This is a genomic window from Streptomyces tailanensis, from assembly GCF_008386495.1.
Taxonomy (GTDB): Bacteria; Actinomycetota; Actinomycetes; order Streptomycetales; family Streptomycetaceae; genus Streptomyces; species Streptomyces tailanensis.
Genome location: NZ_VTHJ01000024.1, coordinates 93,776 through 120,460, shown reverse-complemented (window position 1 = coordinate 120,460; position 26,685 = coordinate 93,776). Strand labels below are relative to the sequence as shown.

Here is a 26,685-nt window from a genome sequence, read left to right as displayed (position 1 = left end):
CTGGTGAATCTCCTTCGCCAGGACCGTAACCCTGGCATCAGGGACTCCACAAATCTCAGTACAGCTCAAGTGTGGCTGCTGCTGGGGCGTCGGTTACAGGCGCTTCGCTGTGCGGTCGCGCAGCAGAAGCCACTGACTCGCGTCGGCGCCGCCTGAGCGCGCAGCCGGTCCATGCAGCAGCACGGCGTAAGCCGTCCTCTCCGCCTTGCCCGGGGCGGCATACTGGCCGGGCGCCTCCGGGGTCGGGAATGACTTCGTCATGCCTTTCCAGGCATTGTCCGCGTTCGGAGTGCTGAGCATCGGCCCTCCCGGGCTCAATAGGGTCATGCAGTGAAGTAGACGCACGCGTGCGTGCAGCCCCGATAGGCATTCACCGTCCATTCGAACGGCATCCGGGAGGCCCCGGGCGCCCGGTTCAGGATCGTCTTCGCCCGGACTTCGTGGAACGTCATACTGCGGAACTCGGGGGTGTCGAAGGTGCGGCTCGTCACCGCCTCCGCGCCGAACAGCGCGGCGTCCCGGGCCGTGGCGGGGTTCTCGGCCAGATGGTCCCAGCGCATGGACGCCTCCTCGGTTGCTCTGCGCCTCAGAATGGAACACACGTTCCCTTGATCGTGCGAACTGGTTTTCGAACATCGTGTGGAGGTCTCGTCGGGCGCTCTCTGGGCCCGCCGCACTCGGCCCTTCGGGCACCCCGATTTGGGCCGTCCGGCCGGGTGGTGGTTGGCTTTCCGCACACCCCCGAGTTACCGAGTGCTGGAGGAACGCAATGGCGCAGGTCGAGGCCACGACGGAGCGAATCGTCGCGGCGGACGCGGAGACGGTGTTCGACACCCTGGCCGACTACAGCGGCACCCGCGGGAAGGTGCTGCCCGAGCACTTCAGCGAGTACGAGGTCCGCGAGGGCGGTGACGGCGAGGGCACGCTCGTCCACTGGCGGCTCCAGGCCACCAGCAAGCGCGTCCGCGACTGCCTCCTGGAGGTCACCGAGCCCTCCGACGGTGAGCTCGTCGAGAAGGACCGCAACTCCTCCATGGTCACCGTCTGGCGGGTCACCCCGGCCGGCGAGGGCGCGTCCCGTGTCGTCGTGACCACCACCTGGCAGGGCGCCGGCGGCATCGGCGGCTTCTTCGAGAAGACCTTCGCCCCCAAGGGCCTCGGTCGCATCTACGACACCCTTCTCGCCAACCTCGCCGCCGAGGTCGAGAAGTAGGTAAGTAGGTCCGCTCAACGGGCAACAGAGCCGGGCGTGTTGCCGCCCTCACCGGTTCGAGTGGATCTCTCTGACGCTCCCCGGAATGCCGTAACTCGTCGCACTTGCCGACAGTTGCCGCTTAATGCGGCAATTGGGCGGTAAGTGCGACGAGGAGAGCGGTACGCATGGGCGCGATCACACTGGTGAAGGACGAACCGGCCACCACCCCCGCACCACCACCGGTCGTCGATCCTCCCCGACCCGGCCCGCACCGCGTGCGGTGGGTCTTCTTCGCCCTCATGCTCGTGCTGCTCCTCGCCGCACTGGAACAGATGACCGTGGCCACCGCGCTCCCACGGATCGCCGGCGAACTGCACGGCACGGACCGGATGTCCTGGGCGATCACCGCGTACCTGCTCACCGGCACCGTCGGACTGCCCATCCACGGCAGGCTCAGCGAACGCCGTGGCCGCAAGGGCGTCTTCCAGTTCGCGATCCTGGTCTTCGTGATCGGCTCCGTGCTCGCCGGCTCCGCACACACCATGGACCAGCTCATCGCCTTCCGGGCGCTCCAGGGCGTCGGCGCGGGCGGACTCATGACCGGCGTCCAGGCGATCATCGCCGACATCGTGCCGCCCCGCGCGCGCGGCCGCTTCATGGCCCTGGCCGGCGCCGCGTTCGGACTCGCCTCCCTCACCGGCCCGCTCCTCGGGGGCTATTTCACGGACCACCTCTCCTGGCGATGGTGCTTCTTCGTTAACGTGCCCTTCGGGCTCCTCACCCTGGCCGTCGTCAGCCTCGCCCTGAAGCTGCCGAAGACCGCCCCCGGAAGGCGCTTCGACGTGCTCGGAGCGCTGCTGCTGACCGTCGCTTCCACCTGCCTGGTGCTGGTGGCCAGTTGGGGCGGCGGGACGTACGCGTGGGACTCGCGGGTCGTCCTCGGACTCGTCGCCGGGGCGGTGGCGGCGACCGGCCTCCTCCTCGTCGTCGAACGGTTCGCGGCCGAACCCCTCATGCCCCTGCGGCTGTTCAGGGACCGGGCCTTCGTCGTCACCGGGCTCGTGGGAGCGGCCATCGGCGGCGCGCTCTTCGCTGCCGTCAGCTACCTGCCGGCCTATCTGCAGACCGTGGAAGGGACGTCCGCGACGGAGTCCGGGCTGCTCATGCTGCCGATGCTGGCCGGCATCGTCGGCGCGTCCGTCGTCTCCGGCCAACTCATCGGCCACACCGGGCACTACAGGACGTACCCGATCCTCGGCAGCGCCCTCGCCGCCATCGGCATGTGGCTGCTGTCCCGCCTGGAGACCGACACCCCCCGGCTGCACTTCGGCCTCTGGACAGCCGTCCTCGGCACCGGCATCGGCATGGTGATGCCGGTCCTGATCCTCGCCGTGCAGAGCTCCGTGCGCCCCTCCGACACAGGCAGCGCCACCCACGCCAACAACTACTTCCGGCAGCTGGGCGGGATCGTGGCCGTGGCCGTCCTCGGCACACTCCTGACGGACCGGCTCGCCCAGGTGCGCGACACCCCCGCCGAGGCCTACGCCGACGCCGTGCCCCGGATGTTCCTGTACCTCGTGCCGGTGCTCGTCCTCGGGCTTCTCATCGCCTGCTTCCTCAAGGAGCAACCCCTGGTGTCCCACGACGAGGCTCTCGCCGAGCCCGTGCCGCCCGACCACATCCCGCAGGCGCGATCCCCGTACGAACCCGGGGTCCCCGTCTGCGGCACGGTCCAGCGTCCCGACGGCACCGTCATGCCCCGGGCCGCGCTCACCCTCATCGACGCCACCGGCCGGCAGACCGGGCGCGGCGACAGCGGCGAGGACGGGCGGTACGCGCTGTCCGTCCCCGAGCCAGGGGCGTATGTGCTGATCGCGGCCGCGGGCGGCCACCAGCCGCAGGCGGTGAGCGTGACCGTCGGCGAGCGTCCCGTCGAGGTCGACATCGTGCTCGGCGGCGCGGGGCGGCTGGTCGGTGTGGTGCGCACGGCCGACGGCAGGCCGGTGCCCGACGCGACGGTCACGCTCACCGACGTCCACGGCGAGGTCGTCGTGACCACGCGCAGCGGCGAGGAGGGCGAGTACCGCATCACCGAACTGGTCGCCGGGGAGTACACCCTCGCCGCCGGCACCCACTCCTACCGCCCGGCCGCGCTGCCCGTCGCCGTCCGGGCCGCCGGCGAGACCCACCAGGACGTCGAACTCGCCGGGGGCGCCGTCCTGACGGGCACGGTCCGCGCCGGCGGCGGCCGTCCCGTCGAGGACGCCCGCGTCACCCTCCTCGACGCCGCCGGAAACGTGGTCGACACCCTCACCACCGGCCTCGACGGAACATTCCGGTTCGCCGACCTGGCCTCCGGCGAGTACACGGTGATCGCCACCGGATACCCACCGGTCGCGACGGTGCTCCAGATCGCCGCAGGCGGCAGCACGGAGCGGGATCTGCAACTGGGCCACATGGACTGAGCGTTGGCCGTTCACTGACCAGGGGGCGTGCGAGTGAATCGTGCGCCGTGTGTGCGACCGGCGGTGCGCGGGAGGCTCCTCCTGTGTAATTCGCGTATTGGCACACATCGCGACGCTACGCCGCCGTACGGTAGTGGGGGCGCGGCAGATCTTGCGAGCCGTGGGGAAGAAAGGGCCTTGGCCATGGACCGTGGCACCGACACGGGCGCGACAACCGGCCCCGGAGCCGGTGACGGCACGGCGGAACACGCCGCGGCCGGCCGCGTCCCCCTTGCCGTGGTCGTCGTCGACCGCGGCGGTCTCGTGTCGCACTGGAGCAGCCGAGCCCGGCGGCTCTTCGGCGCCACGAGGGACGACGCGGTGGGCCGCCCCGTCCTGGACCTGCTGCCCGTATCCGGCGCCCTCCCCGAGGAGGAGGACGACCCCCCGCGCTCCGGGGCGTACGGCCCGTACGACGGACCCGGCCACGACCTGGAGTCCTCCCTCGACGGACAGCTCTCCTACCCGGCGGCCGGCCGGGCCCGGATCACCGTGCCCGGGCGGGAGCGCGTGGACGTCCTGTGGTGGGGCTATCCGCTGGTCGTCCCCGGGCCGGAGCGCCTTCTCGTGCTGGCCGCCGACGCCGGGGCGCTGCGCCACGAGGACGAGGACGTGGCCGTCGAACGCATCGTGCCCGGCTTCGCCCTGCACACCGACTTCCCCGGCGCCGAGGAACTCGCCCGCCGCCTCCCCGAGATCCTGCCCAGCATGAGCGTCGGCGAGAGCACCCGCATCGTCGCGCAGGTCCTCGAACTGGGCTATCCGATACTGGAGTTCAGCCAGAACGACCGGGTGCCCGTCACCCCCGACTGGGGCGTGGCCCGGCGCACCGAGCGGCAGGCGCGCCGGGAGCGCGCGGCGCGCGCCGTCGCCGAAGGGCTGCCGGTACCGGAAGGCCTGGAGGACGAGCGCCAGGACCTCGAACACGCCGCCGTACGCGAGCGCCTGGAGTTCCTCAACGAGGTGAGCGGACGCATCGGCACCTCCCTCGACCTCTCCCGGACCATCATCGAGGTCAGCAAGGCGGTCGTACCCCGTTTCACGGACGTGGCCGGCACCTACCTGCGCGAGCAGGTCGTCGCCGGTGAGGGCTTCCCCGACGGGGTGCCGGACACCAGCACCATGTGGCACCGGGTCGCCGTCGAGCACACGGACGAGCCCGGCCGCTGGGACGACGTCGTACCGGTCGGCGAGGCCATGCCCTTCCCGGCGCACACCCCGTTCTTCCAGTGCATGACCACCGGCGAGCCCGTGCTCGTGCCGCGCATCAGCGAGCAGATGGGGCACGCGATCGCCGCGCAGTTCGAGAAGCGCGACATCCGGCCGCTGATCACGGGCCGTTCCATGCTGGTCGTGCCGCTCAAGGCCCGCAACGTGGTGCTCGGCTTCATGATCCTGCTGCGCCACCCGGAGCGCGAGGTATTCAACGACATGGACCGCGTCACGGGCGCCGAACTCGCCGCCCGCGCGGGCCTCGTCCTCGACAACGCGCGCATGTACACCTACCAGGAGAACGTCGCCGAGACGCTCCAGGACAGCATGCTGCCGAACATCGCGGGCCACATGGCGGGCTGCGACATCGCCACCCGCTACCTCCCGGGCACCCTGCTCGGACGCGTCGGCGGCGACTGGTTCGACTCGGTGAAGCTGCCGGGCGCCCGGACCGCCCTGGTCGTCGGCGACGTCATGGGGCACGGCCTCAACTCGGCCGCGATGATGGGCCAGTTGCGCACCGCCGTGCAGACCATGGCCGCGCTCGACCTGCCGCCCGCGCAGCTCCTGCGCAACCTCGACGACCTCGCCCAACGCCTCGGCGAGCACTACCTCGCGACCTGCCTGTACGCCGTCTACGACCCCATAGCGAGCGAGCTGCACCTCGCCAACGCCGGCCACATCCCACCCGTGCTGGTCCGCGCGGAGGACGGCCGCAGCGAGCTGCTCGACCTGCCCACGGGCGCGCCCATCGGCGTCGGCGGGGTGCCGTTCCAGGCGGTACGCGTACGGGTGGAGCCCGGCGACCGGCTGGTGATGTGCACCGACGGCCTCGTGGAGGTGCGCGGCGAGGACATCGGCCTGGGCCTCGCGACCCTCTGCGAGTCGGCCGCCCATCCCGCGGCCTCCATGGACGACGCCTGCGACACCGTGATCCGCGCCCTCGCCGCGACCTTCTCCGAAGCGGGCCGCGGCGGCCGGAAGGACGACGTGGCCCTGCTCATGGCCCGCCTCAACGGCATCGAGCCGGAGGACGTCGCCGAGTGGCGGCTCTCCCCCGACCCGATCGAGGTCGGCCGGGCCCGTGCCGTCGTCCGCGAACAGCTCTGCGTCTGGGGGCTTCAGTCGCTCACGGACACCACCGAGTTGCTGGTCGGTGAGCTCGTCACCAACGCCGTACGCCACGCGCGCGGCCGCCGGATCGAACTGCGGCTCGTACGCGGCGACACACTGCTGTGCGAGGTCTACGACGAGGACCAGACCCTGCCGACGCTGCTCAGCGCGGGCCCCACCGACGAGCTCGGGCGGGGGCTGCGGGTGCTGAGCACACTGGCGCGGGAGTGGGGCACCAGCCGTACCGGCGGGGGCAAGACCGTGTGGTTCGAGCTGACGCTGCCACGACGCCGCTGAGCTGCCGGTTCCTCAGGGGGCGTGCGAGGGCGCGCGTATTCGGAACAAGAGGTGAAGGTACGCGCCTGGTGCTTGTCGCCGCGGGCCGGGCGCGGTAGACCGATCTCGGCCACCGCGACGGGCGGATCGGCGTCGTACCCAGGGGAGTTGGGCATGAGCGTGACGAGTCGGTACAAGGAGGCATGGGAGGGGTTCTGGCGGGAGGCGCCCCAGGAACCGGGCGCCGTCTTCTGGGACGCCGAGCCCGAGCGCACCGTGGGCGTCCATCTCGCCCTGTTCGAGCCGTACTTGACCGCCCCCGGCCTGCCGCTGGTGGACCTGGGCTGCGGCAACGGTACCCAGACCCGGTTCCTGGCGGACCGTTTCGCCCGGGTGATCGGCGCCGATCTGTCGGCCGCCGCCCTCGACCACGCCCGGCGCGCCGACCCTGACCACGGGGCCGAGTACCGGCTCCTTGACGCGGCGGAGAAGACCGAGACCGAGGCGCTGCACACGGAACTCGGCGACACCAACGTCTATCTGCGGGGCGTCCTGCACCAGTGCGAGCCCGACGACCGGCAGGGCCTCGTCGACACCGTCGCCACGCTGGTGGGGGAGCGCGGCCGGGCCTGTCTGGTCGAACTCGCCGAGGCCGCCAAGCCCGTGCTCATGGGCCTGGCACAGAACCCCTCCGGCCCACCGGCCAAGCTCGCCCCGATCTTCCGGCACGGCATCGCCCCCGGCGAGGTCACCGACGAAGCGATCCCGGAGTACCTGAGCGCGGCCGGGCTCACCGTCCTCACCAGCGGTGAACTGCCGCTGATCACCACCGAGTACACGCCCGAGGGCACCCGGATCGAGCTGCCGTCGAAGTGGTACGTGGCGGGGCGTTCGGCCTGACATCGGCCGTGCCCGGGCCTCCGCGGGCGGTCCCCGTCAGTCGCCGCCGAACGCCTCCAGAATGCGCTCGGCGGCCAGTGTCGCCGTCAACTCCCCGTTCCTGACCTGCTGTTCCAGGCCGGGTGCGAGGGCTCGTACGGCCGGATCCGCGTGCAGGCGGGTCAGGAGTTCGTCGCGGACCATGGTCCAGGTCCAGTCGACCTGCTGCTCGCGGCGCTTGGCGGTGAGGCGGCCGGTCGAGTCCAGGAGGGTGCGGTGCTGTTCGAGGCGGTCCCAGACGGTGTCGAGGCCGGTGGACTCGCGGGCGCTGCAGTGCAGAACGGGCGGGGTCCAGGCGGCGTCCTTGCCGTGCATCAGCCGCAGGGCGCCGGAGAGTTCGCGGGCGGCGGCGCGGGCGTCGCGCTCGTGCGGGCCGTCCGCCTTGTTGACGGCGATGACGTCGGCCAGTTCCAGGACGCCCTTCTTGATGCCCTGGAGCTGGTCGCCGGTGCGGGCGAGGGTGAGGAGGAGGAAGGAGTCGACCATGTTGGCGACGGCGGTCTCGGACTGGCCGACGCCGACCGTCTCGACGAGGACCACGTCGTAGCCGGCCGCCTCCATCACCACGATCGACTCGCGCGTCGCCTTCGCGACCCCGCCCAGGGTGCCCGCGGTGGGGGAGGGCCGGATGAACGCGGCCGAATCGACGGCCAGGCGTTCCATACGCGTCTTGTCGCCCAGGATCGACCCGCCCGTCCGGCTGGAGGACGGGTCGACGGCGAGCACCGCCACCCGGTGCCCGAGCGAGGTGAGCATCGTGCCGAACGCGTCGATGAACGTCGACTTGCCCACGCCGGGCACCCCGCTGACCCCGATCCGCCGGGCCCGGCCGCTGTGCGGAAGCAGCTCCGTCAGCAACTCCTGGGCCAGCGCCCGGTGCCCGGGCCGGGTGGACTCGACGAGCGTGATGGCGCGCGCGACGATCGCCCGCTTCCCGTCGAGTACACCCTTCACATACGCGTCGAGGTCGATCACCGGTCGTGCCCGAGGTCGGCCGACAGCCGCTCGACGAGGTCGTACGCCGCGTCCGGGATCACCGTGCCGGGCGGGAACACGGCCGCCGCGCCCATCTGAAGCAGGGTCGGCACGTCCTGCGGCGGGATCACCCCGCCGACCACGATCATGATGTCCTCCCGGCCCTCCGCCGCCAGCTCCTCGCGCAGCGCCGGTACGAGGGTGAGGTGCCCGGCGGCCAGCGAAGAGACGCCCACGATGTGCACGTCCGCCTCGACGGCCTGACGGGCCACCTCCGCCGGGGTCTGGAAGAGCGGGCCGACGTCGACGTCGAAGCCGAGGTCGGCGAAGGCGGTGGCGATGACCTTCTGGCCCCGGTCGTGGCCGTCCTGGCCCATCTTGGCGACCAGGATGCGCGGCCGGCGGCCCTCGGCCTCGCCGAAGGCGTCCACCAGGGTCCGGGTGCGCTCCACCGACGGGGACTGGCCTGCTTCGTTGCGGTACACGCCGGAGATCGTACGGATCTGGCTCGCGTGCCGCCCGTACACCTTCTCCAGGGCGTCGGAGATCTCCCCGACGGTGGCCTTGGCCCGGGCCGCGTTCACCGCGAGCTCCAGCAGGTTGCCTTCGCCGCCGGCCGCCCGGGTCAGAGCGTCGAGCGCGCCCTGGCATTCCCGGTCGTCCCGCTCCTCGCGCAATCGCCGCAGCTTCTCGATCTGCTGGGCGCGTACGGAGGAGTTGTCGACCTTGAGGACCTCGATCGCCTCGTCGCTGTCCACCCGGTACTTGTTCACGCCGATGACCGGCTGGCGCCCGGAGTCGATCCGCGCCTGCGTGCGCGCCGCCGCCTCCTCCACGCGCAGCTTCGGGATACCGGCGTCGATGGCCTGCGCCATGCCGCCCGCCTGCTCGACCTCCTGGATGTGCTGCCAGGCCCGGCGCGCGAGGTCGTACGTCAGCTTCTCGACGTAGGCGCTGCCGCCCCACGGGTCGATGACCCTGGTCGTGCCGGACTCCTGCTGGATGAGCAGCTGCGTGTTGCGGGCGATACGTGCCGAGAAGTCCGTCGGCAGGGCGAGCGCCTCGTCGAGGGCGTTGGTGTGCAGCGACTGGGTGTGGCCCTGGGTGGCCGCCATAGCCTCCACACACGTACGGGTCACGTTGTTGAACACGTCCTGCGCGGTCAGCGACCAGCCCGAGGTCTGCGAATGGGTGCGCAGGGAGAGGGACTTGGTGTTCTTCGGATCGAACTGCCTGACCAGCTTCGCCCACAGCAGCCGGGCCGCCCGCAGCTTGGCGATCTCCATGAAGAAGTTCATGCCGATCGCCCAGAAGAACGACAGCCGGGGCGCGAACGCGTCCACGTCCAGCCCCGCCTCGCGGCCCGCCCGGATGTACTCCACGCCGTCCGCGAGCGTGTACGCCAGCTCCAGGTCGGCCGTCGCGCCCGCCTCCTGGATGTGGTAACCGGAGATGGAGATGGAGTTGTAGCGGGGCATCCGCTGGGAGGTGAAGGCGAAGATGTCGGAGATGATCCGCATCGACGGCTTCGGCGGGTAGATGTAGGTGTTGCGGACCATGAACTCCTTGAGGATGTCGTTCTGGATGGTCCCCGCCAGCTTCTCCGCCGGAACGCCCTGCTCCTCGGCCGCCACGATGTACAGCGCGAGCACGGGCAGTACGGCGCCGTTCATCGTCATCGACACGGTCATCCTGTCGAGGGGAATCCCGTCGAAGAGTTGCCGCATGTCGAGAATCGAGTCGATCGCCACGCCCGCCATTCCGACGTCACCGGTCACGCGCGGGTGGTCGCTGTCGTAGCCGCGGTGGGTGGGCAGGTCGAAGGCGACGGACAGGCCCTTCTGACCGGCCGCCAGATTGCGGCGGTAGAAGGCGTTCGACTCCTCGGCCGTGGAGAAGCCCGCGTACTGGCGGATCGTCCAGGGCTGGTTGACGTACATCGTCGGGTAGGGGCCGCGCAGATACGGGGCGATGCCCGGATAGGTGCCCAGGAAGTCCAGGCCCTCCAGGTCCTGCCCGGTGTACAGCGGCTTGACCGGGATGCCCTCCGGGGTCTCCCAGAGCAGGTCGTTCCCGTCGGTGGCCCGCTTCACCGCCGTACGCCACTCGTCGGTGCCGGCGGCGGGGGCCGGGGATCCGAGCTCGATCCCGGAGAAGTCGGGGATGGGCATCAGGACACTCCCATACGGTCGAGGGTGGCGGAGAGTACGGCGACGGCGTCGCAGCCGGCGAAGACGTACCCGTCGACACCGGTGTACTCGGCGGGGCGGCCGGCGAGGAACACATGCTGGGCGCCTGCCTGGGCGAGGCCTGCGGCGACGTCCTCGGCCCGCTCCTCGTACAGCGCGTCGCTGGAGCAGAGGCAGACCTCGGTGGCGCCGCTGTCCTCGAAGGTGCCCTCGGTGACCGGTTCGATGCCGCCGGCCTGGAAGAGGTTCGAGGCGAACGTGAGGCGGGCGGTGTGGGCGGCGGCGGGGCCGAGGGCGGCGAGGAAGATCCGTGGGCGGGTGCCGGTCGCCGCGAGATGGGCGTCGGAGCGGGCACGCAGTGCCTCGTACGCGTCGTCGCGCCGCACGCGGGGCAGACCGCCGGAGGGGCGTGCGGGGGCCGGGGCGCGTTCCACCGGCTTCTCGGCGAGATGGGGGAACTCACTGACGCCGGTGATGGGTTCGCGGCGCTTGGCGAGCTTCGTGCCGCGCGCCTCCCAGGTGTCGGCGAGGTCCTGGCCCAGTCGGCCCGAGCGCAGGCTCTCCGCCTGGCCGCCGGTGCCCTCGATCTTCTGGAAGAACTCCCAGGCGGCGTGGGCGAGTTCGTCGGTGAGGCGCTCCACGTACCAGGAGCCGCCCGCCGGGTCGATGACCCGGGCGAGGTGGGACTCCTCGACGAGGATGGCGGAGGTGTTGCGGGCGATACGGCGGGCGAAGGCGTCCGGCAGGCCCAGTGCGTGGTCGAAGGGGAGCACGGTGACGGAGTCGGCGCCGCCCACCCCGGCGGCCAGCGTGGCGACGGTCGTGCGCAGCATGTTCACCCATGGGTCGCGGCGCGTCATCATCACCGGCGAGGTCACCACGTGCTGCACCTGCCCGGCCGGGGCCCCGCAGACCTCGGTGACCCGGGCCCACAGCCGGCGCGCCGCCCGCAGCTTGGCGATGGTCAGGAACTGGTCGGCGGTCGCCGCGTACCGGAACTCCAGCTGTGCGCAGGCCTGTTCGACCGACAGCCCGGCGTCGGTCAGCTCCCGCAGATAGGCCACCCCGGTCGCCAGCGAACAGCCCAGCTCCTGCGCGGCCGAGCCGCCTGCCTCGTGGTACGGCAGCGCGTCCACGGTCAGCGCGCGCACCCCGGCGTACGCGTCGGCGCACAGCCGCGCGAGGCCGGCCACGGGCGCGAAGTCCAACCGCTCACCCGTGCGGGCCTCATGGCCCAGCGGGTCCGCGCCCAGATTGCCGCGCGCCGCCGACTGCGCGACGCCGCGCTCCTCGTACAGCCGCAGCAACTCCCGTGCGGCGGGCTCCACTTCGCGGCCGACGTCGAGGACGACGGGCGCCAGGTCGAGAAGGACGCTGTCGAGGACCCGGCCGAGCGACGACACCGGGATGCCGCCCTCGCCGAGCACCAGCCACAGGGAGGTGACGCCGTTCTCCAGGTCCGCCAGTACGGCGTCCCCGTCGGCGGCGGTGTGCTGCTGCCGGATGTCCCAGCCGCCGGGGGCGTTGCCCTCGGGCCGGCTGCCGCGTACGAACGGGGCGAAGCCGGGGACACCTGGATCGGGCACGGAGTCGAGCGCGTTGTAGAGGGGGCGGACGCGCAGTCCGTCTTCCAGCGCGGTGGACAGAGCCTCTCCCGCCGCCGCGTCCGAGACGTCCTTGCCCGCCTTGCGCAGCACACCCGCCACAAGGCGCTGCCACTGCTCAAGGGTCGCGTCAGGGAACTCGGCGGCCAGGGAAAGCCCGTCGTCAGGCAGGACCGTCATGCTCGGATGATAGCTGTCGTTAGCAAAGGAGCAGCAGAGGATCCGGCTGTGACCTATCCCTCTTGGGGTGATCACCACACTTCGACGGAAGGGCCTTGCTCCCGGCCGCCGTCGATGCAGGCAAGCCGTCGATGCAGGCAAGCCGTCGATGCCGGCAAGCCGTGCGCCCGTCGTACGTGGCCGGTTTCCGCCCGGGTGCGTAACGTGACGGAACATGAAGATCCTCATCAGCGCAGACATGGAGGGCGCGACCGGTGTCACCTGGCCGGCCGATGTGCTGCCGGGTACGCCGCAGTGGGAGCGGTGCCGGTCGATGTTCACCTCGGACGTGAACGCCGCCGTGCTCGGGTTCTTCGACGGCGGCGCGGACGAGGTGCTGATCAACGAGGCGCACTGGACGATGCGCAATCTGCTGTTGGAGCGGTTGGACGAGCGGGCGCAGATGCTCACCGGGCGGCACAAGGCGCTGTCCATGGTCGAGGGGGTCCAGCACGGGGACGTGGACGGCATCGCGTTCGTCGGCTACCACGCGGGCGCCGGCATGGAGGGCGTCCTCGCCCACACCTATCTCGCGAACTCCATCACGGGTGTGTGGGTCAACGACGAGCGGGCAAGCGAGGGGCTGCTGAACGCGCATGTCGTCGCCGAGTTCGGGGTACCGGTGGTGCTGGTCACCGGTGACGACGTGGCCTGCGAGGACGCGTTGGGGTACGCGCCCGAGGCGCTGAAGGTGGCGGTCAAGGACCATGTGTCGAGGTACGCGGCGGTGTGCCGCACACCCGCGCGCACGGCCGCCGACATCCGCGCGGCGGCGAAGGAGGCCGCGTCGCTCGCGGTGCGTCATGAACCGGTCGACGGCGGGCCGTTCACCGTGGCGCTGGAGTTCGACGCCGAGCATCTGGCGATGGCCGCGACCGTCGTGCCCGGTGTGGCGCGTATCGGGGAACGTAAGGTCGCATACACCAGTCCGGCCATGTACGAGGGAATCCGTACGTTCAAGGCGGTCACCACGATCGTCTCGGCGGCGGTGGAGGAGCAGTATGGCTGACAGCACGCCAGAGCAGGTCGACGAGCAGGCGCTGGACGAGGTGGTCCGTTTCACCTCCGACCTCATCCGCATCGACACCACCAACCGCGGCGGCGGCGACTGCCGGGAGCGGCCCGCCGCCGAGTACGCCGCCGCGCGGCTGGCCGAGGCCGGGCTGGAACCCACGCTGCTGGAGCGCACCGAGGGCCGTACGAACGTCGTCGCCCGTATCGAGGGCACCGATCCGTCCGCCGACGCGCTGCTCCTCCACGGTCACCTGGACGTCGTACCCGCGCAGGCCGAGGACTGGAGCGTGCACCCGTTCTCCGGGGAGATCCGCGACGACGTGGTCTGGGGTCGGGGCGCGGTCGACATGAAGAACATGGACGCGATGATCCTCGCGGTCGTACGGCACTGGGCGCGCGAGGGCGTACGGCCCCGCCGGGACATCGTGATCGCGTTCACCGCCGACGAGGAGGCGAGCGCCGAGGACGGCTCGGGGTTCCTCGCCGACGCACACCCCGGCCTCTTCGAGGGCTGCACCGAGGGCATCAGCGAGTCGGGGGCGTTCACCTTCCACGACGGCAGCGGCCGGCAGATCTACCCGATCGCCGCCGGGGAGCGCGGCACCGGCTGGCTGCGGCTCACCGCGCGCGGCCGGGCCGGCCACGGCTCCAAGGTGAACCGCGACAACGCGGTGACCCGCCTCGCCGCCGCGGTCGCCCGGATCGGTGCGCACGAGTGGCCCGTCCGGCTCACCCCGACCGTGCGCGCCGCCCTCACCGAACTGGCCGCGCTGTACGGCATCGCCACCGACCTCGACGACCTCCAGGATATCGACCGCCTGCTCGACAAGCTCGGCCCGGCCGCCGCCCTGGTCGAGGCGACCGTGCGCAACAGCGCCAACCCGACCATGCTGGACGCCGGTTACAAGATCAATGTGATCCCGGGGGAGGCCGTCGCGTACGTGGACGGCCGGTATCTGCCGGGCGGGGAGGACGAGTTCCGGGAGACCCTCGACCTGCTCACCGGGCCCGATGTGGAGTGGGAGTACCACCACCGCGAGGTGGCCCTCCAGTCGCCGGTGGACTCGGTGACGTACGCGCGGATGCGGGCCGCCGTGGAGGAGTTCGCGCCCGAAGGGCACGTCGTGCCGTTCTGCATGCCGGGCGGCACGGACGCCAAGCAGTTCTCACGCCTCGGCATCACCGGCTACGGCTTCACCCCGCTGAGGCTCCCCGAGGGCTTCGACTACGGGGCCATGTTCCACGGTGTCGACGAACGCGTCCCGGTGGAGGCGCTCCACTTCGGTGTTCGGGTGCTCGACCGTTTCCTGCGGGCCGCGTAGGGACATGGAACACGGGACCGAGGGAAGTAGGGAAGTGGGGAACAGCGTGCAGACCCTGGCGTACGGTTCGTGGCCCTCACCGATCGACGCGGCGCTCGCCGCCGCGCACGACGGGCATCCCGAGTTCGTGGGCTTCGTCGGCGACGAGGCGTGGTGGACCGAGCCCCGGCCCACCGAGGGCGGCCGGCGCACCCTCGTCCGGCGCACCGCCGACGGCACGGAGGAGTCGGTGCTCCCGGCGCCGTGGAACGTGCGCAGCCGGGTCATCGAGTACGGAGGGCAGCCCTGGGCCGGCGTCATGCGGGACGACGGCCCCCTCGTGGTGTTCGTGAACTTCGCCGACCAGCGCCTCTACCGGTACGAACCCGGCGGCGAGCCCCGCCCCCTCACTCCCGTGTCCCCGGTGGGCGGCGGACTGCGCTGGGTCGACCCCCAGCCGCACCCGGAGCGGGGCGAGGTGTGGTGCGTGCTGGAGGAGTTCACCGGGGAGGGGCCCACCGACGTACGCCGGGTCGTCGCCGCCGTACCGCTGGACGGCTCGGCCGCCGAGGACCGGACCGCCGTACGCGAACTCACCGACGACAACCGCCGGTTCGTCACCGGGCCCCGCCTCTCGCCCGACGGCCGACGCGCGGCATGGCTCGCCTGGGACCATCCGCGCATGCCCTGGGACGGCACCGACCTCGTGGTTGCCGAGGTCGCCGACGACGGCACCCTGCGCGGCGCCCGGACCGTCGAGGGCGGCCCGGACGAGTCGATCGCCCAGGTCGAGTGGGCCGCCGACGGGACACTCGTGTACTCCAGTGACCGCACCGGCTACTGGAACCTGTACCACCGCGACGACGACGGCCGCTGTACCGCTCTGTGCGCCCGTGAGGAGGAGTTCGGCGGACCGCTGTGGAAGATCGGATGGCGCTGGTTCGCCCTGCTGGACGACGGGCAGATCGCCGTGGTGCACGGCCGGGGCGCCACCGCGCTCGGCATCCTCGACCCGGAGACCGGCCAGGTCGTGGACGCGGCGGGCCCCTGGACCGAGTTCACCCCGACCCTCGCCACGCACGGCGGCCGCGTCCTCGGTATCGGCGCCAGCCCGCGCAGCGCGTACGAGGTGGTCGAACTCGACGCCGTCACCGGCGAAGCCCGGGTGATCGGGGCCGCGCACGACGACCCGGTGGACCCCGCCTACTACCCGGAACCCCAGATCCGCACCTTCCTCGGCCCCGCCGGACGCGAGATCCACGCCCACATCTACCCGCCTCACCACCCCGACCACGTCGCCCCCGGCACCGAACTGCCCCCGTACGTGATCTGGGCGCACGGCGGACCCACCAGCCGCGCGCCCCTGGTCCTCGACCTGGCGATCGCCTACTTCACCTCGCGCGGCATCGGCGTCGCCGAGGTCAACTACGGAGGGTCCACCGGATACGGGCGGGAGTACCGCAACCGGCTGCGCGAGCAGTGGGGAGTCGTCGACGTGGAGGACTGCGCGGCGGTCGCGCTCGCCCTCGCCGACGAGGGCACCGCCGACCGGACCAGACTCGCCGTCCGGGGCGGCAGCGCCGGGGGCTGGACCACGGCGGCGTCCCTCGCCACCACCGACGTCTACGCCTGCGGAACCATCCTCTACCCGATCCTCGACCTCACGACCTGGGGCTCGGGAGAGACCCACGACTTCGAGTCCCAGTATCTGGAGAGCCTGGTCGGGCCGCTGGCCGAGGAGCCGATGCGGTACACGGAACGGTCGCCCGCCGAGCATGCCGACCGGATCAGCGCGCCCTTCCTGCTGCTCCAGGGCCTCGACGACGTGATCTGCCCGCCGGCGCAGTGCGAGCGGTTCCTGGCCCGGATGGAGGGGCGGCGGCTGCCGCACGCGTACATCGCCTTCGAAGGGGAGGGGCACGGGTTCCGGCGGGCGGAGACGATGGTGCGGGTACTGGAGGCCGAGCTCTCGCTGTATGCGCAGGTCTTCGGGTTGAATCCCCCGGGAATACCTACTCTGGAGCTCGCCAAGTGACACTGTCTTCGCCGACCCGCCCCGCCGTCTCCCCCCTGACCCGGCCACCCTGCCTCGCCCCCGGCGCCCGCGTGGCCGTCGTCGCCCCGAGCGGGCCGGTGCCCGAGGAGCGGCTCGGCGCCGGCCTCGACATCCTGCGCGGCTGGGACCTCGACCCCGTCGTCGCACCCCACACGCTCGACCGGCACCCCGGGTTCGACTACCTCGCGGGCACGGACGCGGACCGCGCCGCCGACTTCCAGGCTGCCTGGTGCGACCCTTCCGTGGCCGCCGTGCTGTGCGCCCGCGGCGGCTACGGGGTGCAGCGGATGGTCGATCTGCTCGACTGGGACGCGATACGGGCGGCGGGCCCGAAGACGCTCGTCGGGTTCAGCGACATCACCGCACTCCATGAGGCGTTCGCCACCCGGGCCGGGCTGGTCACCCTGCACGGTCCGATGGCCGCGGGCGTCGACTTCATCAAGAACACCCGTGCGCAGGAGCATCTGCGGGCCACGCTCTTCGCCCCCGAGTCGGTCCGCACGATCACGGCCGCCGAGGGCAGCACCGCGCTCGTACCCGGCCGGGCCCGGGGCCTTCTCCTCGGCGGCTGCCTGTGCCTGCTCGCCGCCGAACTCGGCCACCCGCACGCCCGCCCCTCCGCCCGGGGCGCCCTCCTCTGCCTGGAGGACGTCGGCGAGGAGACCTACCGCCTCGACCGCTACCTCACCCAACTCCTGCGCGCCGGCTGGCTCGACGGCGTCGCCGGGATCCTCCTCGGCTCCTGGGCACAGTGCGAGTCGTACGACAGGGTCCGCGCACTCCTCGTCGACCGGCTGGGCGGACTCGGGGTCCCGATGGTGGAGGAGTTCGGCTTCGGCCACGACGAAGGGGCGCTGACGATCCCGTTCGGAGTGACGGCCGAACTGGACGCGGAGGCGGGGACGCTGACGCTGGACGAGCCGGCGCTGGTCTGAGGGCGGCCCGGGAGCCTCCTCCCGCCGGGCGCATCCGGCTCGCGCGCGTCATCCTGGAGATATGAGCCCGAAGACGTCGGACCGTGTCCGGACGCGCGGTCACCGGCAGTGGGGTGATCTGCTGACGCCCGGCAGGGTGACCGTGGGGGGCTCACGGTGCTGGCTCTCGTGTTCATCTTCGAGAACACCCGGAGCATCGAGATCCGGCTGCTGATCCCCGAGGTCACCATGCCGCTGTGGATGGCGCTGCTGGGGACGGGAGTGATCGGGGCGCTCTGCGGGGTGTACTTCATGAAGCGGCGCGGGTGACACCCGGTGCGGCTTACCGTTGCGGTGTGTCCGAGAACGTTCGCTACCTCGCCGTAGGTCCCCGCGTGGGGATACGGCACTTCACGCTCGACGACGGGCCCGAGTTCACCGCGCGGGCGCGGGAGAGCAAGAGCCTGCACCAACCGTGGCTGTTCCCGCCGACCACATCCACCGCGTACGCCGCCTACGCGGGGCGGCTCATCGAGGGCCCGACGAGGGCCGGGTTCCTGGTGTGCGAGCGGGAGGATGGCGGGATCGCCGGGTTCATCAACATCAACAACATCGTCGGGGGTGGCTTCGCGTGCGGGGCGCTCGGATACGGGGCCTTCGCGCACGCCGCCGGGCGGGGGCTGATGAGCGAGGGGCTCGGGCTGGTCGTCGAGTACGCGTTCGGAGCGATGGGGCTGCACCGGCTGGAGATCAACGTGCAGCCGCGGAACACCGCCTCCATCGCCCTGGCCCGGCGGTGCGGCTTCCGGCTGGAGGGGTTCTCCCCGGACTTCCTGTTCATCGACGGGGCATGGCGGGACCACGAGCGATGGGCCCTCACGACCGAGATGCGCCCTGGGGGCCGGGCCGGGCGATGAGGGTTTCCCGGCCCGGCCGGGAGATGACGATTTCCGCCCACCCGCGGCCTGCCGTCCCGCAGGATGAGTCCCATGCCGAAGAACATCGTCGTCCTGGACGCCCCCTCCAACCTCGGTCTCAGGCCGCCCGCCCCGGGTACCGTCCCCGGCTGTTACAAGCTCGCCGGCGCCCTGCGGGAGCAGGGCGTCGTACGGCGGCTCGGGGCGCAGGAGGGCTCGACGAGCGGGCTGTCCGCCGAGGAGTCCGCGGTGCGGATCGGGGACGAAGAGGACTTCGGGGACGACGAGTTGACGTAGGCGACCTGTGCTACCCGGCCGCGCGCCGGTCCGCGTACTCGTACACCGAGCCGTCCGGGTGCACCGCGATCAGGTTGCGGCCGACGGGAGTCGGCACCGGGCCCGCCAGGACGCGGGCGCCCGAGTCTGTGAGGACCTGATGGGCCTCGTCGACGTCCTTGACCGCGATGGTGGCGGTGACCTTCCGCAGCACCTCCAGCTCGGACTCGGGGCCGCTCATCAGCAGAAAACAGCCGACAGCGGCGACCTGGACACCACCGCGCTCGAAGCGCATCGCCGGTCCGCCCGAGAGTCTCTCGTAGAAGGGGACGGCGGCTTCCAGGTCGTCGACACAGATACGGAGCGTGGTACCGAGAATCTCCATGCGTACGAGCCTAGTTGGGGCCGACCGGGGACGAGATCGTTTCGGCTGGTTCAAACCGGTTGACGTCTGCTTGGGTGCGACGTTATGCGGGCGTGCGCTCGGGTACTCGGGTGCCATGGACCGCTTGGATCATCTGGAACATCTGGACAAGGACCTGGTCGACGAACTGGCGCTGGTGGCCCGTGAGACCGTACGCGACGAGCTGCGGCAACAGACCCGCAAGCAGCGCCGTACGGCCGCCCTGTACGCCGCGTCCGGCGCCGTCGCCCTGTACGCGGGTGCCGCCCTGGCGCTCGCCCTCGGTCTGGCGCTCGCGCTGGGCCTCCCCGACTGGGCCGCCGCGCTGATCACGGCCGTCGTCCTGGCAGCGGTGGCCTACGCGCTGCGGAGCGCCGCCCGGCCTTCGGCGTCCCGGCCGACGCCCGAGCGTGAGGCGGAGCTCGCGGCGGGCCGTGACCGGGCCGGTGGTGGTGGCGGCGGTGTCGGTGGCTTTACGGCGCCGGGGGTGCCCCCGGGTGGCGCCGGGCCGGCCGGCTATCCGCCGGTGCCGCCCGTCGCGCCCGGCGGTACGGCCGCCGGGGGTCCGCCGCCGACCGGTACCGATCCCGAGGCGCCGCATCACCGGGCCCGGTGAGCGGTGCTTACGTCAACCCGTACGTCATCCCTGTCGCGCCGCCGCAGAGCCGTCGTGGTGACGGGTGCCAGCGGTGGCGTCGGCCGGGCCACCGCCGTGGCCTTCGCCGCCCGGGGGGGACCGGGTGGCGTTGCTCGCCCGGGGACGCGAAGGGCCCGCGGCGGCCGCAGACGAAGTGGAGCGGGCCGGGGGCGAGGCGCTCGTCGTCAGCGTCGACATGGCCGACGCCAAGGCGGTCGAGGACGCGGCCCATCAGGTCGTCGACGCCTTCGGGTGCATCGACGTGTGGGTCAACAACGCCTTCGCCGGGGTTTTCGCGCCGTTCCTGGACATCACGCCCGACGAGTACCGGCGGGTCACCGAAGTGACCTACCTGGCTATGTGTTCGGTACGCGGGCCGCGCGGGTCGTCGCTGGACAGGCATGACCTGTCGAACTCCCCGGAGCGATCCAGGGGAGAATCTCCCGGATTCATCCGGGAGAGAACTTCAACAGCCGGAGGTCGCCGCGCGCTCCGTCGTCGTCGTCCATGCGGCGGCACATGGGTGGCGGCGGGAGTACTGGGTGGGCGGATCCACGGTGGCGGCGCTGATCGCGAACGCGGTGGCCCCGGGTCTGCTCGACCGGTATCTCGCTCGTACGGGGTTCGAGTCCTAACCGGACGAGCAGGGAGTGGTGGGTTCCCGTGGCCACGGGAACCTGCGGAGCCCCGCCGACGGGCCGCACGGGCGGGACTTCGGGGCGCACGGGCGCTTCGACGACGAGGCGCGGCCGAAGAGCGCGCAGGAGTGGGTTTCACGCAACCGGAACCGCGTGGGTGCGGGCTTGGTGGTGTGCGGGTTGAGCGCCGCGACGACCGCCGCACTCCGTCGGCTGGGACAGAAGACGGTCTGGGCTCGGCCCAGATGATGGGGAGAGGAAGCACCATCTGGGCCGAGGACTGGGGGAACTCGGGGGCCCGTCAGCGGTTTCCCTGCTGGAGTTGTGGGAGCACCTTCGTGCGGTAGAAGTCGAAGAAGCCGCGTTGGTCGGGGCCGATCTGGCTCACGTAGACGCGGTCGAAGCCGGCGTCGGCGAAGGCGGACAGCGCGGCGACGTGTTCGTCGACGTCGTCGCCGCAGACCGTGTTCTCGGCGACCATCTGCTCGGTGACCAGGGGCTCCAGCTGCTCGAAGTGGCGGGGAGTGGGCAGGACCTGGCCCATCTCGCCGGGCAGGAGCTGGTTGGACCAGAGGCGGTGGACCGTGCGGACGGCGGCCTCGCGGTCCTGGCCCCAGCACAGCTTCGTACCGCCGCTGACGAGGTTGCCGCCCCCGCCGCCCTTGCGGTACTGCGCCACCAGCTCCTCGTTGGGCCCCATGGTGATGAAGCCGTCGCCGACGCGGGCGGCGAGCCCGGCGGCGCTCGGGCCGAAGGCGGAGACGTCGATCGGGACGGGCTCGTCGGGCACCGTGTAGAGGCGGGCGTTCTCCACGGTGTAGTGGACGCCGTGGTGTGTGACCTCCTCGCCGGTGAACAGGCGCCGGATGATCTGGATCGCCTCCTCCAGCATCTCCAGACGGACGTTCGCCGGCGGCCAGTGCGTGCCGAGGATGTGCTCGTTGAGGGCCTCGCCCGAGCCGAGGCCGAGACGGAACCGGCCGCCGGTCATCACCGCGCTGGTCGCCGCGGCCTGCGCCACGACCGCCGGGTGGATCCGGACCGTCGGACAGGTCACCGCCGTCTCGATCGGCAGCGACACCGCCTCCGAGAGGCCGCCGATCACCGACCACACGAACGGGCTGTGACCCTGCGCGTCGTTCCACGGGTGGTAGTGGTCCGAGATCCACAAGCACTCGAATCCGGCCTGCTCGGCCATCCTCGCCTGCTCGATCAGGTCGGCGGGACCGAACTCCTCGGTCGCCAGGAAGCAGCCGAACTCGGGCATGGGGGCACCTCCGCGACGGATGCGGGCCGGGTCTCGCGGTCCGGGTACCCGGGGGTCACAGCGGAAACCCACGGACGAAACCCACGGACGTTCGGGCGCCCCGATCGGCTCCCCACCGGTTTGGGCGCCTTGACCAGGGGGACGCGGAAGGCCCGTACGCCACAGGACCCGTATGTCCGAGGGCCCTAACGCGCGACCGCCGGAGGCGAACCGTGAGTCGACCCCGCATCGTGATCGTCGGTGCCGGCTTCGCCGGTTACCGGACGGCCCGCACCCTGTCGCGGCTGACCCGGAACCATGCCGACATCACCCTGCTCAACCCGACCGACTACTTTCTGTACCTGCCCCTGCTGCCCCAGGTCGCCGCAGGCGTCCTGGAGCCGCGTCGGGTCACCGTCTCCCTCACCGGCACCCTGCGCCACGTACGCCTGGTGCTCGGCGAGGCCGACGACATCGACCTCGACGCCCGTACCGTGCACTACTCGGACCCCGAGGGCGGCATCGGCACCCTCACCTACGACCGGCTCGTGCTCGCGGTCGGCAGCGTCAACAAGCTGCTGCCCATCCCGGGCGTCGCCGAGCACGCCCACGGCTTCCGCGGTCTGCCGGAGGCGCTGTACCTCAGGGACCACGTGACCCGGCAGGTGGAGCTGGCCGCCGGTGCCGAGGACCCCAAGAGCTGCCGGTCGCGCTGCACCTTCGTGGTGGTCGGCGCCGGGTACACGGGGACCGAGGTCGCGGCCCAGGGGCAGCTGTTCACCGACGAACTGGTACGCAAGCAGCCGCTGTGGCAGGGCGTCCGGCCCCGCTGGCTGCTGCTCGACATCGCCGGGCGGGTCATGCCGGAGATGGACGAGAAGCTGTCGCGGACCGCCGACCGGGTGCTGCGGCAGCGGGGCGTCGACGTACGGATGGGGACCGCCGTGAAGGAGGCCACGCACACCGGAGTGCTGCTGACGGACGGGGAGTTCGTCGACACGCGCACGCTGGTGTGGTGCGTGGGCGTACGGCCCGATCCGCTCGCCGAGTCGCTCGGGCTGCCGATGGAGCGGGGGCGGCTGCTCGTCGAGCCGACGCTGCATGTGCCGGGCCGCCCCGAGGTGTTCGCCTGTGGGGACGCGGCCGCCGTGCCCGATCTGACCAAGCCCGGTGAGTACACGCCGATGACCGCCCAGCACGCCTGGCGGCAAGGCAAGGTCGCCGGCCACAACGTCGCCGCCTCCCTCGGCCGCGGCGAACCCAAGCCCTACCGCCACAGCGACCTGGGCTTCGTCGTCGACCTCGGCGGGGTCAAGGCCGCCGCCAACCCGCTCGGCGTACCCCTGTCCGGCCCCGTCGCCGGAGCGGTCACCCGCGGCTACCACCTCGCCGCGATGCCCGGCAACCGCGTCCGCGTCGCCGCCGACTGGCTCCTCGACGCCGTACTCCCGCGCCAGGGCGTCCAGTTGGGGCTCGTACGGTCCTGGTCGGTACCCCTCGACACGGCGTCACCGGAGCTGGCGCGGGTGCCGGGCGGGCAGAAGAAAGCGGGGCAGGAGAAGACCGGGGTCAAGTCCTCGGCGGCGTCCGGTGGCCGGGGTGGCGCACAGAGGCAGGAAACCCCTGACAAGCCGGGGCCTGTGGCGGTGCCGGGGGCCTCCGGGAAACCGCACGCCTCACCGGTGCCCGGGGCGTCGGAGCGGTCCGGGCCCGCCCGCCGGCAGGACGCTCCCGAGAAGCCCGGGCCGACCGCGGTGCCGGGCGCCCCAGACAGCCCCCGGCGACAGCGCGGGACGTCGGCGCCCGAAGCCGTGCAGGAGCCCGCCGAGGGTTCGGAAGGAGACTCATGAACACCCGTCAACTGACCGAGCTGGCCCAGCAGTTGCGGGTCGACAGCATTCGTGCCTCGACCGCCGCCGGTTCCGGGCACCCCACGTCGTCCATGTCGGCGGCCGAACTGATGGCGGTGCTCCTCGCCCGGCACCTGCGCTACGACTTCGAACGCCCCCAGCACCCGGGCAACGACCGCTTCGTGCTGTCCAAGGGCCACGCCTCGCCCCTGCTGTACTCCGCGTACAAGGCGGCCGGCGCGATCAGCGAGACCGAGCTGATGACCTACCGCAAGCACGGCAGCCGCCTCGAAGGGCACCCCACGCCACGGCGCCTGCCCTGGGTCGAGACGGCCACCGGCTCACTCGGCCAGGGGCTGCCCGTCGGCGTCGGCCTCGCGCTGGCCGAGAAGCGGCTGGACCGCACCGGATACCGGGTGTGGGTCCTGTGCGGGGACAGCGAACTCTCCGAGGGCTCGGTGTGGGAGGCCGCCGAGCACGCCTCGTACGAGCATCTGGACAACCTCGTCGCGATCGTCGACGTCAACCGCCTCGGCCAGCGCGGGCCCACCCGGCACGGGCACGACCTGGACGCCTACGCCCGCCGCTTCGCCGCCTTCGGCTGGCACACGATCGAGATCGACGGGCACGACGTGGACGCCGTCGACCGCGCGTACGGCGAGGCCGAGTCCACCAGGGCCCAGCCGACCGTGATACTCGCCCGCACCCTCAAGGGCAAGGGCGTCGAGTCCGTCCAGGACCGCGAGGGACTGCACGGCAAACCGCTCAAGGACCCGGACGAGGCGATCCTCGAACTCGGCGGCGTACGTGACATCCGAGTCGAGGTGCAGCCACCGCCCGCCGCACGCATGCTGCACGCCGTACGGACCGGACATCTGGAGCTGCCGCGCTACGAGATCGGCGAGGAGGTCGCCACCCGCGACGCCTACGGGCAGGCCCTCGCCGCGCTCGGCACCGCACGCGGCGACATCGTCGCCCTGGACGGCGAGGTCAGCGACTCCACGCGCGCCGAGTTCTTCGCCAAGGAACACCCCGACCGGTTCTTCGAGTGCTACATCGCCGAACAGCAGCTGGTGGCCGCCGCGGTGGGGATCGCGGCGCGCGGCTGGCTGCCGTACGCCTCCACGTTCGCGGCGTTCCTCACCCGCGCCCACGACTTCATCCGCATGGCCTCGATCGGCGGCGCCGGCATCAACCTCGTCGGCTCGCACGCGGGCGTCGCCATCGGACAGGACGGCCCCTCGCAGATGGGCCTGGAGGACCTGGCGACCCTGCGCGCGGTGCACGGCTCGACCGTGCTGTATCCGTGCGACGCCAACCAGACCGCCAAGCTGGTCGGGGCCATGGCCGGGCTCGACGGCATCCGCTATCTGCGGACGTCCAGGGGCGAGACCCCCGTCATCTACAGCCCCACCGAGGAGTTCGAGATCGGCGGCAGCAAAGTGCTGCGCGCCTCGGACAGCGACCGGCTCACCGTCGTCGCGGCCGGCGTCACCGTCCACGAGGCCCTGAAGGCCGCCGAGGCGCTGGACGGCGAGGGCATCCAGGTCCGGGTGATCGACCTCTACTCGGTCAAGCCCGTCGACCGCCCCACCCTGCGCGAGGCCGCCGAACGCACCGGCTGCCTGCTCACCGTCGAGGACCACTACGAGGAGGGCGGCCTCGGCGACGCGGTCCTCGACGCCTTCCTCGACGGCCGCCCGGTGCCCCGCCTGGTACGCCTGGCCGTCCGCACCATGCCGGGCTCGGGCACCCCCGAGGAGCAGCTCCACGAGGCGGGCATCGACGCGGAGTCGATCGCGGCGGCCGGGCGGTTGCTCGTGGAACACGCCATCGTGCGCTGAACGGGCGTCCTCAAGAGGGGAGTTGGAGAATGGGCGACGACGACGCCGCGAGCACGCTGCGGGTCGGCCGCCGCACGGTCGAGATCCACCGCCCGGAGAAGGTGCTGTACCCCGCCGACGGCCACGGTGAGGAGTACACCAAGGGCGATCTCATCGCGTACTACCGTGCCGTCGCCCCCTTCATGCTGCCCCATCTGCGCGGGCGCCCGCTGATGCTGGAACGGCACCCCGACGGGCTCGACGGGCCCATGTTCATGCAGAAGAACACCCCCGAGCACTACCCGGACTGGATCGAGCGGGTCGAGGTGCCCAAGGAGGGCGGCACGGTCGTGCACACGGTGTGCGCGGACGCCGCCACCCTGGTCTTCCTCGCCGACCAGGCCTGCCTGACCCTGCACCGCTGGCTCTCCCGGGTCAGCGGCCTCGACCGGCCCGACCGGATGGTGTTCGACCTCGACCCGGCCGCGGACGACTTCGAGCAGGTACGTCAAGCGGCAAGGGCCGTAAGGGAGTTGCTGGACGAGATCGAGCTGCCGTCCGCGCCGATGACCACCGGCTCCAGGGGCCTGCACATCGTCGTACCCCTCAACGGGCATGACGATTTCGACACCGTGCGCGACTTCGCCAAGGACATCGCCGAGGAGCTCGTACGGGGCCGGCCCGAGCGGTTCACCACCGCCGTCCGCAAGAAGGACCGCGGCGACCGGCTCTACCTCGACGTACAGCGCAACGCCTACGCCCAGACCGCCGTCGCCCCCTTCACCGTACGCGCCAAGCCCGGAGCGCCCGTCGCCACGCCGATCGCCTGGGAACAACTCGACGACCCCACCGTCCACGCCCGCCGCTGGACCCCGGCCGACGCCGTCGAACAGGCCCGCACCAAGCCCTGGTCCGGGCTGATGAGCAGGGCCCGCGCCCTCGGCCCGGCCCGTCGGCGGCTCGCGGCGCGGCGCGGCTGACACAGACAGGTATCGACAGGTACCGACAGGTTTGGCCAACGGCCGTGGGGCCACTCGGTGTTCGAGGGGTGGCCATGTCGAACACATCCAACACATCCAACACATCCAACACGTCCAACACATCGAAATCCCGCCCGATGCAGGTGCTGCGCCACGCGCGGGCTCAGTTCGCGGAGCTGACCGGCATGGCGCCCGAGTCCGTCTCGTCCTTCGAACCGACCGAGAACGGTTGGACGTTGGAAGTCGAGGTCCTGGAAGTCGCCCGGGTACCCGACACGATGAGCCTGCTCGCGAGCTATCAGGTGAAGCTCGACCCCGAGGGGGAGCTCACCGGCTATCGGCGCGTTCGCCGTTACGAACGCGGGAGAGCCGACCCGCATCGCCCCCGCGGCCGCTAGGCCGCC

At 71.7% G+C, this 26,685-nt stretch carries 20 protein-coding genes and 3 pseudogenes; 17 read left to right on the top strand and 6 right to left on the bottom strand.

Features of this window, described 5'->3' with window-relative positions; all coding sequences use genetic code 11:
• Positions 1–335: 335 nt before the first annotated feature.
• Positions 336–560: pseudogene (locus F3T56_RS21130) on the bottom strand (Rv2578c family radical SAM protein); the annotation flags it as partial.
• 209 nt (positions 561–769) lie between these two features.
• Here F3T56_RS21130 and F3T56_RS21125 point away from each other — a divergent pair.
• The 4 genes from F3T56_RS21125 to F3T56_RS21110 all read left to right on the top strand — a co-directional run bounded on the left by F3T56_RS21125 (position 770) and on the right by F3T56_RS21110 (position 7,200).
• The gene (locus tag F3T56_RS21125) at positions 770–1,213 is read left to right on the top strand and encodes an SRPBCC family protein (RefSeq protein ID WP_149826758.1); all 444 of its coding nucleotides are present in this window, start codon (positions 770–772) and stop codon (positions 1,211–1,213) included.
• Between the two features lie 167 nt (positions 1,214–1,380).
• Positions 1,381–3,660 carry an MFS transporter gene (locus F3T56_RS21120; RefSeq protein ID WP_149826757.1) on the top strand — a complete coding sequence of 760 codons (2,280 nt, stop codon included), beginning with the start codon at positions 1,381–1,383 and terminating at the stop codon, positions 3,658–3,660.
• 183 nt (positions 3,661–3,843) lie between these two features.
• Positions 3,844–6,321 (top strand): SpoIIE family protein phosphatase, encoded by a 2,478-nt coding sequence (locus F3T56_RS21115; protein ID WP_149826756.1) that lies wholly within the window; start codon positions 3,844–3,846, stop codon positions 6,319–6,321.
• A gap of 153 nt (positions 6,322–6,474) precedes the next feature.
• Positions 6,475–7,200, top strand: a complete 726-nt coding sequence (locus F3T56_RS21110) for a class I SAM-dependent methyltransferase (RefSeq protein WP_149826755.1) — start codon at positions 6,475–6,477, stop codon at positions 7,198–7,200.
• Between the two features lie 36 nt (positions 7,201–7,236).
• On the opposite strand, the gene meaB is transcribed toward F3T56_RS21110, so the two are convergent.
• From meaB to F3T56_RS21095, 3 genes are read right to left on the bottom strand one after another with little or no spacing between them, the layout of a single operon-like run.
• Positions 7,237–8,214, bottom strand: a complete 978-nt coding sequence (gene meaB, locus F3T56_RS21105; RefSeq protein WP_149826754.1) for a methylmalonyl Co-A mutase-associated GTPase MeaB — start codon at positions 8,212–8,214, stop codon at positions 7,237–7,239.
• Positions 8,211–10,385, bottom strand: coding sequence for a methylmalonyl-CoA mutase (scpA, locus tag F3T56_RS21100; protein WP_149826753.1), 2,175 nt, complete (start codon positions 10,383–10,385; stop codon positions 8,211–8,213). Before scpA ends, meaB begins: the two co-directional genes overlap by 4 nt.
• Positions 10,385–12,187: a methylmalonyl-CoA mutase subunit beta gene (locus F3T56_RS21095; RefSeq protein ID WP_149826752.1), complete on the bottom strand. Its 1,803-nt coding sequence runs from the start codon at positions 12,185–12,187 to the stop codon at positions 10,385–10,387. The genes scpA and F3T56_RS21095 overlap by 1 nt, the downstream gene beginning before the upstream one ends.
• 214 nt (positions 12,188–12,401) lie before the next feature.
• On the opposite strand from F3T56_RS21095, the gene F3T56_RS21090 reads away from it, so the two are divergent.
• From F3T56_RS21090 to F3T56_RS21060, 7 genes and pseudogenes are all read left to right on the top strand, one after another.
• Entirely contained in the window at positions 12,402–13,235 is an 834-nt protein-coding gene (locus F3T56_RS21090; RefSeq protein WP_149826751.1) for a M55 family metallopeptidase, read from the top strand.
• Entirely contained in the window at positions 13,228–14,562 is a 1,335-nt protein-coding gene (locus F3T56_RS21085; RefSeq protein ID WP_149826750.1) for a M20/M25/M40 family metallo-hydrolase, read from the top strand. Before F3T56_RS21090 ends, F3T56_RS21085 begins: the two co-directional genes overlap by 8 nt.
• A 4-nt stretch (positions 14,563–14,566) precedes the next feature.
• Complete coding sequence (locus tag F3T56_RS21080) at positions 14,567–16,576, top strand: prolyl oligopeptidase family serine peptidase (RefSeq protein WP_172639051.1); 2,010 nt, start codon at positions 14,567–14,569, stop codon at positions 16,574–16,576.
• Positions 16,577–16,647: 71 nt separating this feature from the next.
• Positions 16,648–17,532, top strand: a complete 885-nt coding sequence (locus tag F3T56_RS21075; RefSeq protein WP_172639054.1) for an LD-carboxypeptidase — start codon at positions 16,648–16,650, stop codon at positions 17,530–17,532.
• Between the two features lie 156 nt (positions 17,533–17,688).
• Positions 17,689–17,841, top strand: a complete 153-nt coding sequence (locus F3T56_RS50120; protein WP_425473595.1) for a LapA family protein — start codon at positions 17,689–17,691, stop codon at positions 17,839–17,841.
• A gap of 26 nt (positions 17,842–17,867) precedes the next feature.
• Positions 17,868–18,428 (top strand): GNAT family N-acetyltransferase, encoded by a 561-nt coding sequence (locus F3T56_RS21065; protein ID WP_149826748.1) that lies wholly within the window; start codon positions 17,868–17,870, stop codon positions 18,426–18,428.
• 72 nt (positions 18,429–18,500) lie between these two features.
• Positions 18,501–18,644 (top strand): annotated as a pseudogene (locus F3T56_RS21060) (arginase family protein); the annotation flags it as partial.
• Positions 18,645–18,735: 91 nt separating this feature from the next.
• Here the strand turns inward: F3T56_RS21060 and F3T56_RS21055 are convergent.
• The gene (locus F3T56_RS21055; protein WP_149826747.1) at positions 18,736–19,089 is read right to left on the bottom strand and encodes a VOC family protein; all 354 of its coding nucleotides are present in this window, start codon (positions 19,087–19,089) and stop codon (positions 18,736–18,738) included.
• A 115-nt stretch (positions 19,090–19,204) separates the two neighbouring features.
• On the opposite strand from F3T56_RS21055, the gene F3T56_RS21050 reads away from it, so the two are divergent.
• Both F3T56_RS21050 and F3T56_RS47010 read left to right on the top strand, forming a co-directional pair.
• On the top strand, positions 19,205–19,723 hold the full coding sequence (locus tag F3T56_RS21050; protein ID WP_149826746.1) for a phage holin family protein: 519 nt from the start codon (positions 19,205–19,207) through the stop codon (positions 19,721–19,723).
• A 3-nt stretch (positions 19,724–19,726) separates the two neighbouring features.
• A pseudogene (locus F3T56_RS47010) lies at positions 19,727–20,631 on the top strand (SDR family NAD(P)-dependent oxidoreductase).
• Between the two features lie 52 nt (positions 20,632–20,683).
• Here F3T56_RS47010 and F3T56_RS21035 read toward each other — a convergent pair.
• Complete coding sequence (locus tag F3T56_RS21035; protein WP_149826745.1) at positions 20,684–21,649, bottom strand: LLM class F420-dependent oxidoreductase; 966 nt, start codon at positions 21,647–21,649, stop codon at positions 20,684–20,686.
• 212 nt (positions 21,650–21,861) lie between these two features.
• Here F3T56_RS21035 and F3T56_RS21030 point away from each other — a divergent pair, with 212 nt between their 5' ends.
• From F3T56_RS21030 to F3T56_RS21015, 4 genes are all read left to right on the top strand, one after another.
• Entirely contained in the window at positions 21,862–23,478 is a 1,617-nt protein-coding gene (locus tag F3T56_RS21030; protein WP_149826744.1) for an NAD(P)/FAD-dependent oxidoreductase, read from the top strand.
• Positions 23,475–25,322, top strand: coding sequence for a transketolase (locus F3T56_RS21025; RefSeq protein ID WP_149826743.1), 1,848 nt, complete (start codon positions 23,475–23,477; stop codon positions 25,320–25,322). Before F3T56_RS21030 ends, F3T56_RS21025 begins: the two co-directional genes overlap by 4 nt.
• 29 nt (positions 25,323–25,351) lie before the next feature.
• A complete protein-coding gene (gene ligD / locus F3T56_RS21020) occupies positions 25,352–26,281 on the top strand; it encodes a non-homologous end-joining DNA ligase (RefSeq protein WP_149826742.1) in 930 nt (309 codons plus the stop codon).
• A gap of 74 nt (positions 26,282–26,355) precedes the next feature.
• A complete protein-coding gene (locus tag F3T56_RS21015) occupies positions 26,356–26,679 on the top strand; it encodes a gas vesicle protein GvpO (RefSeq protein ID WP_149826741.1) in 324 nt (107 codons plus the stop codon).
• Positions 26,680–26,685 lie beyond the last annotated feature (6 nt).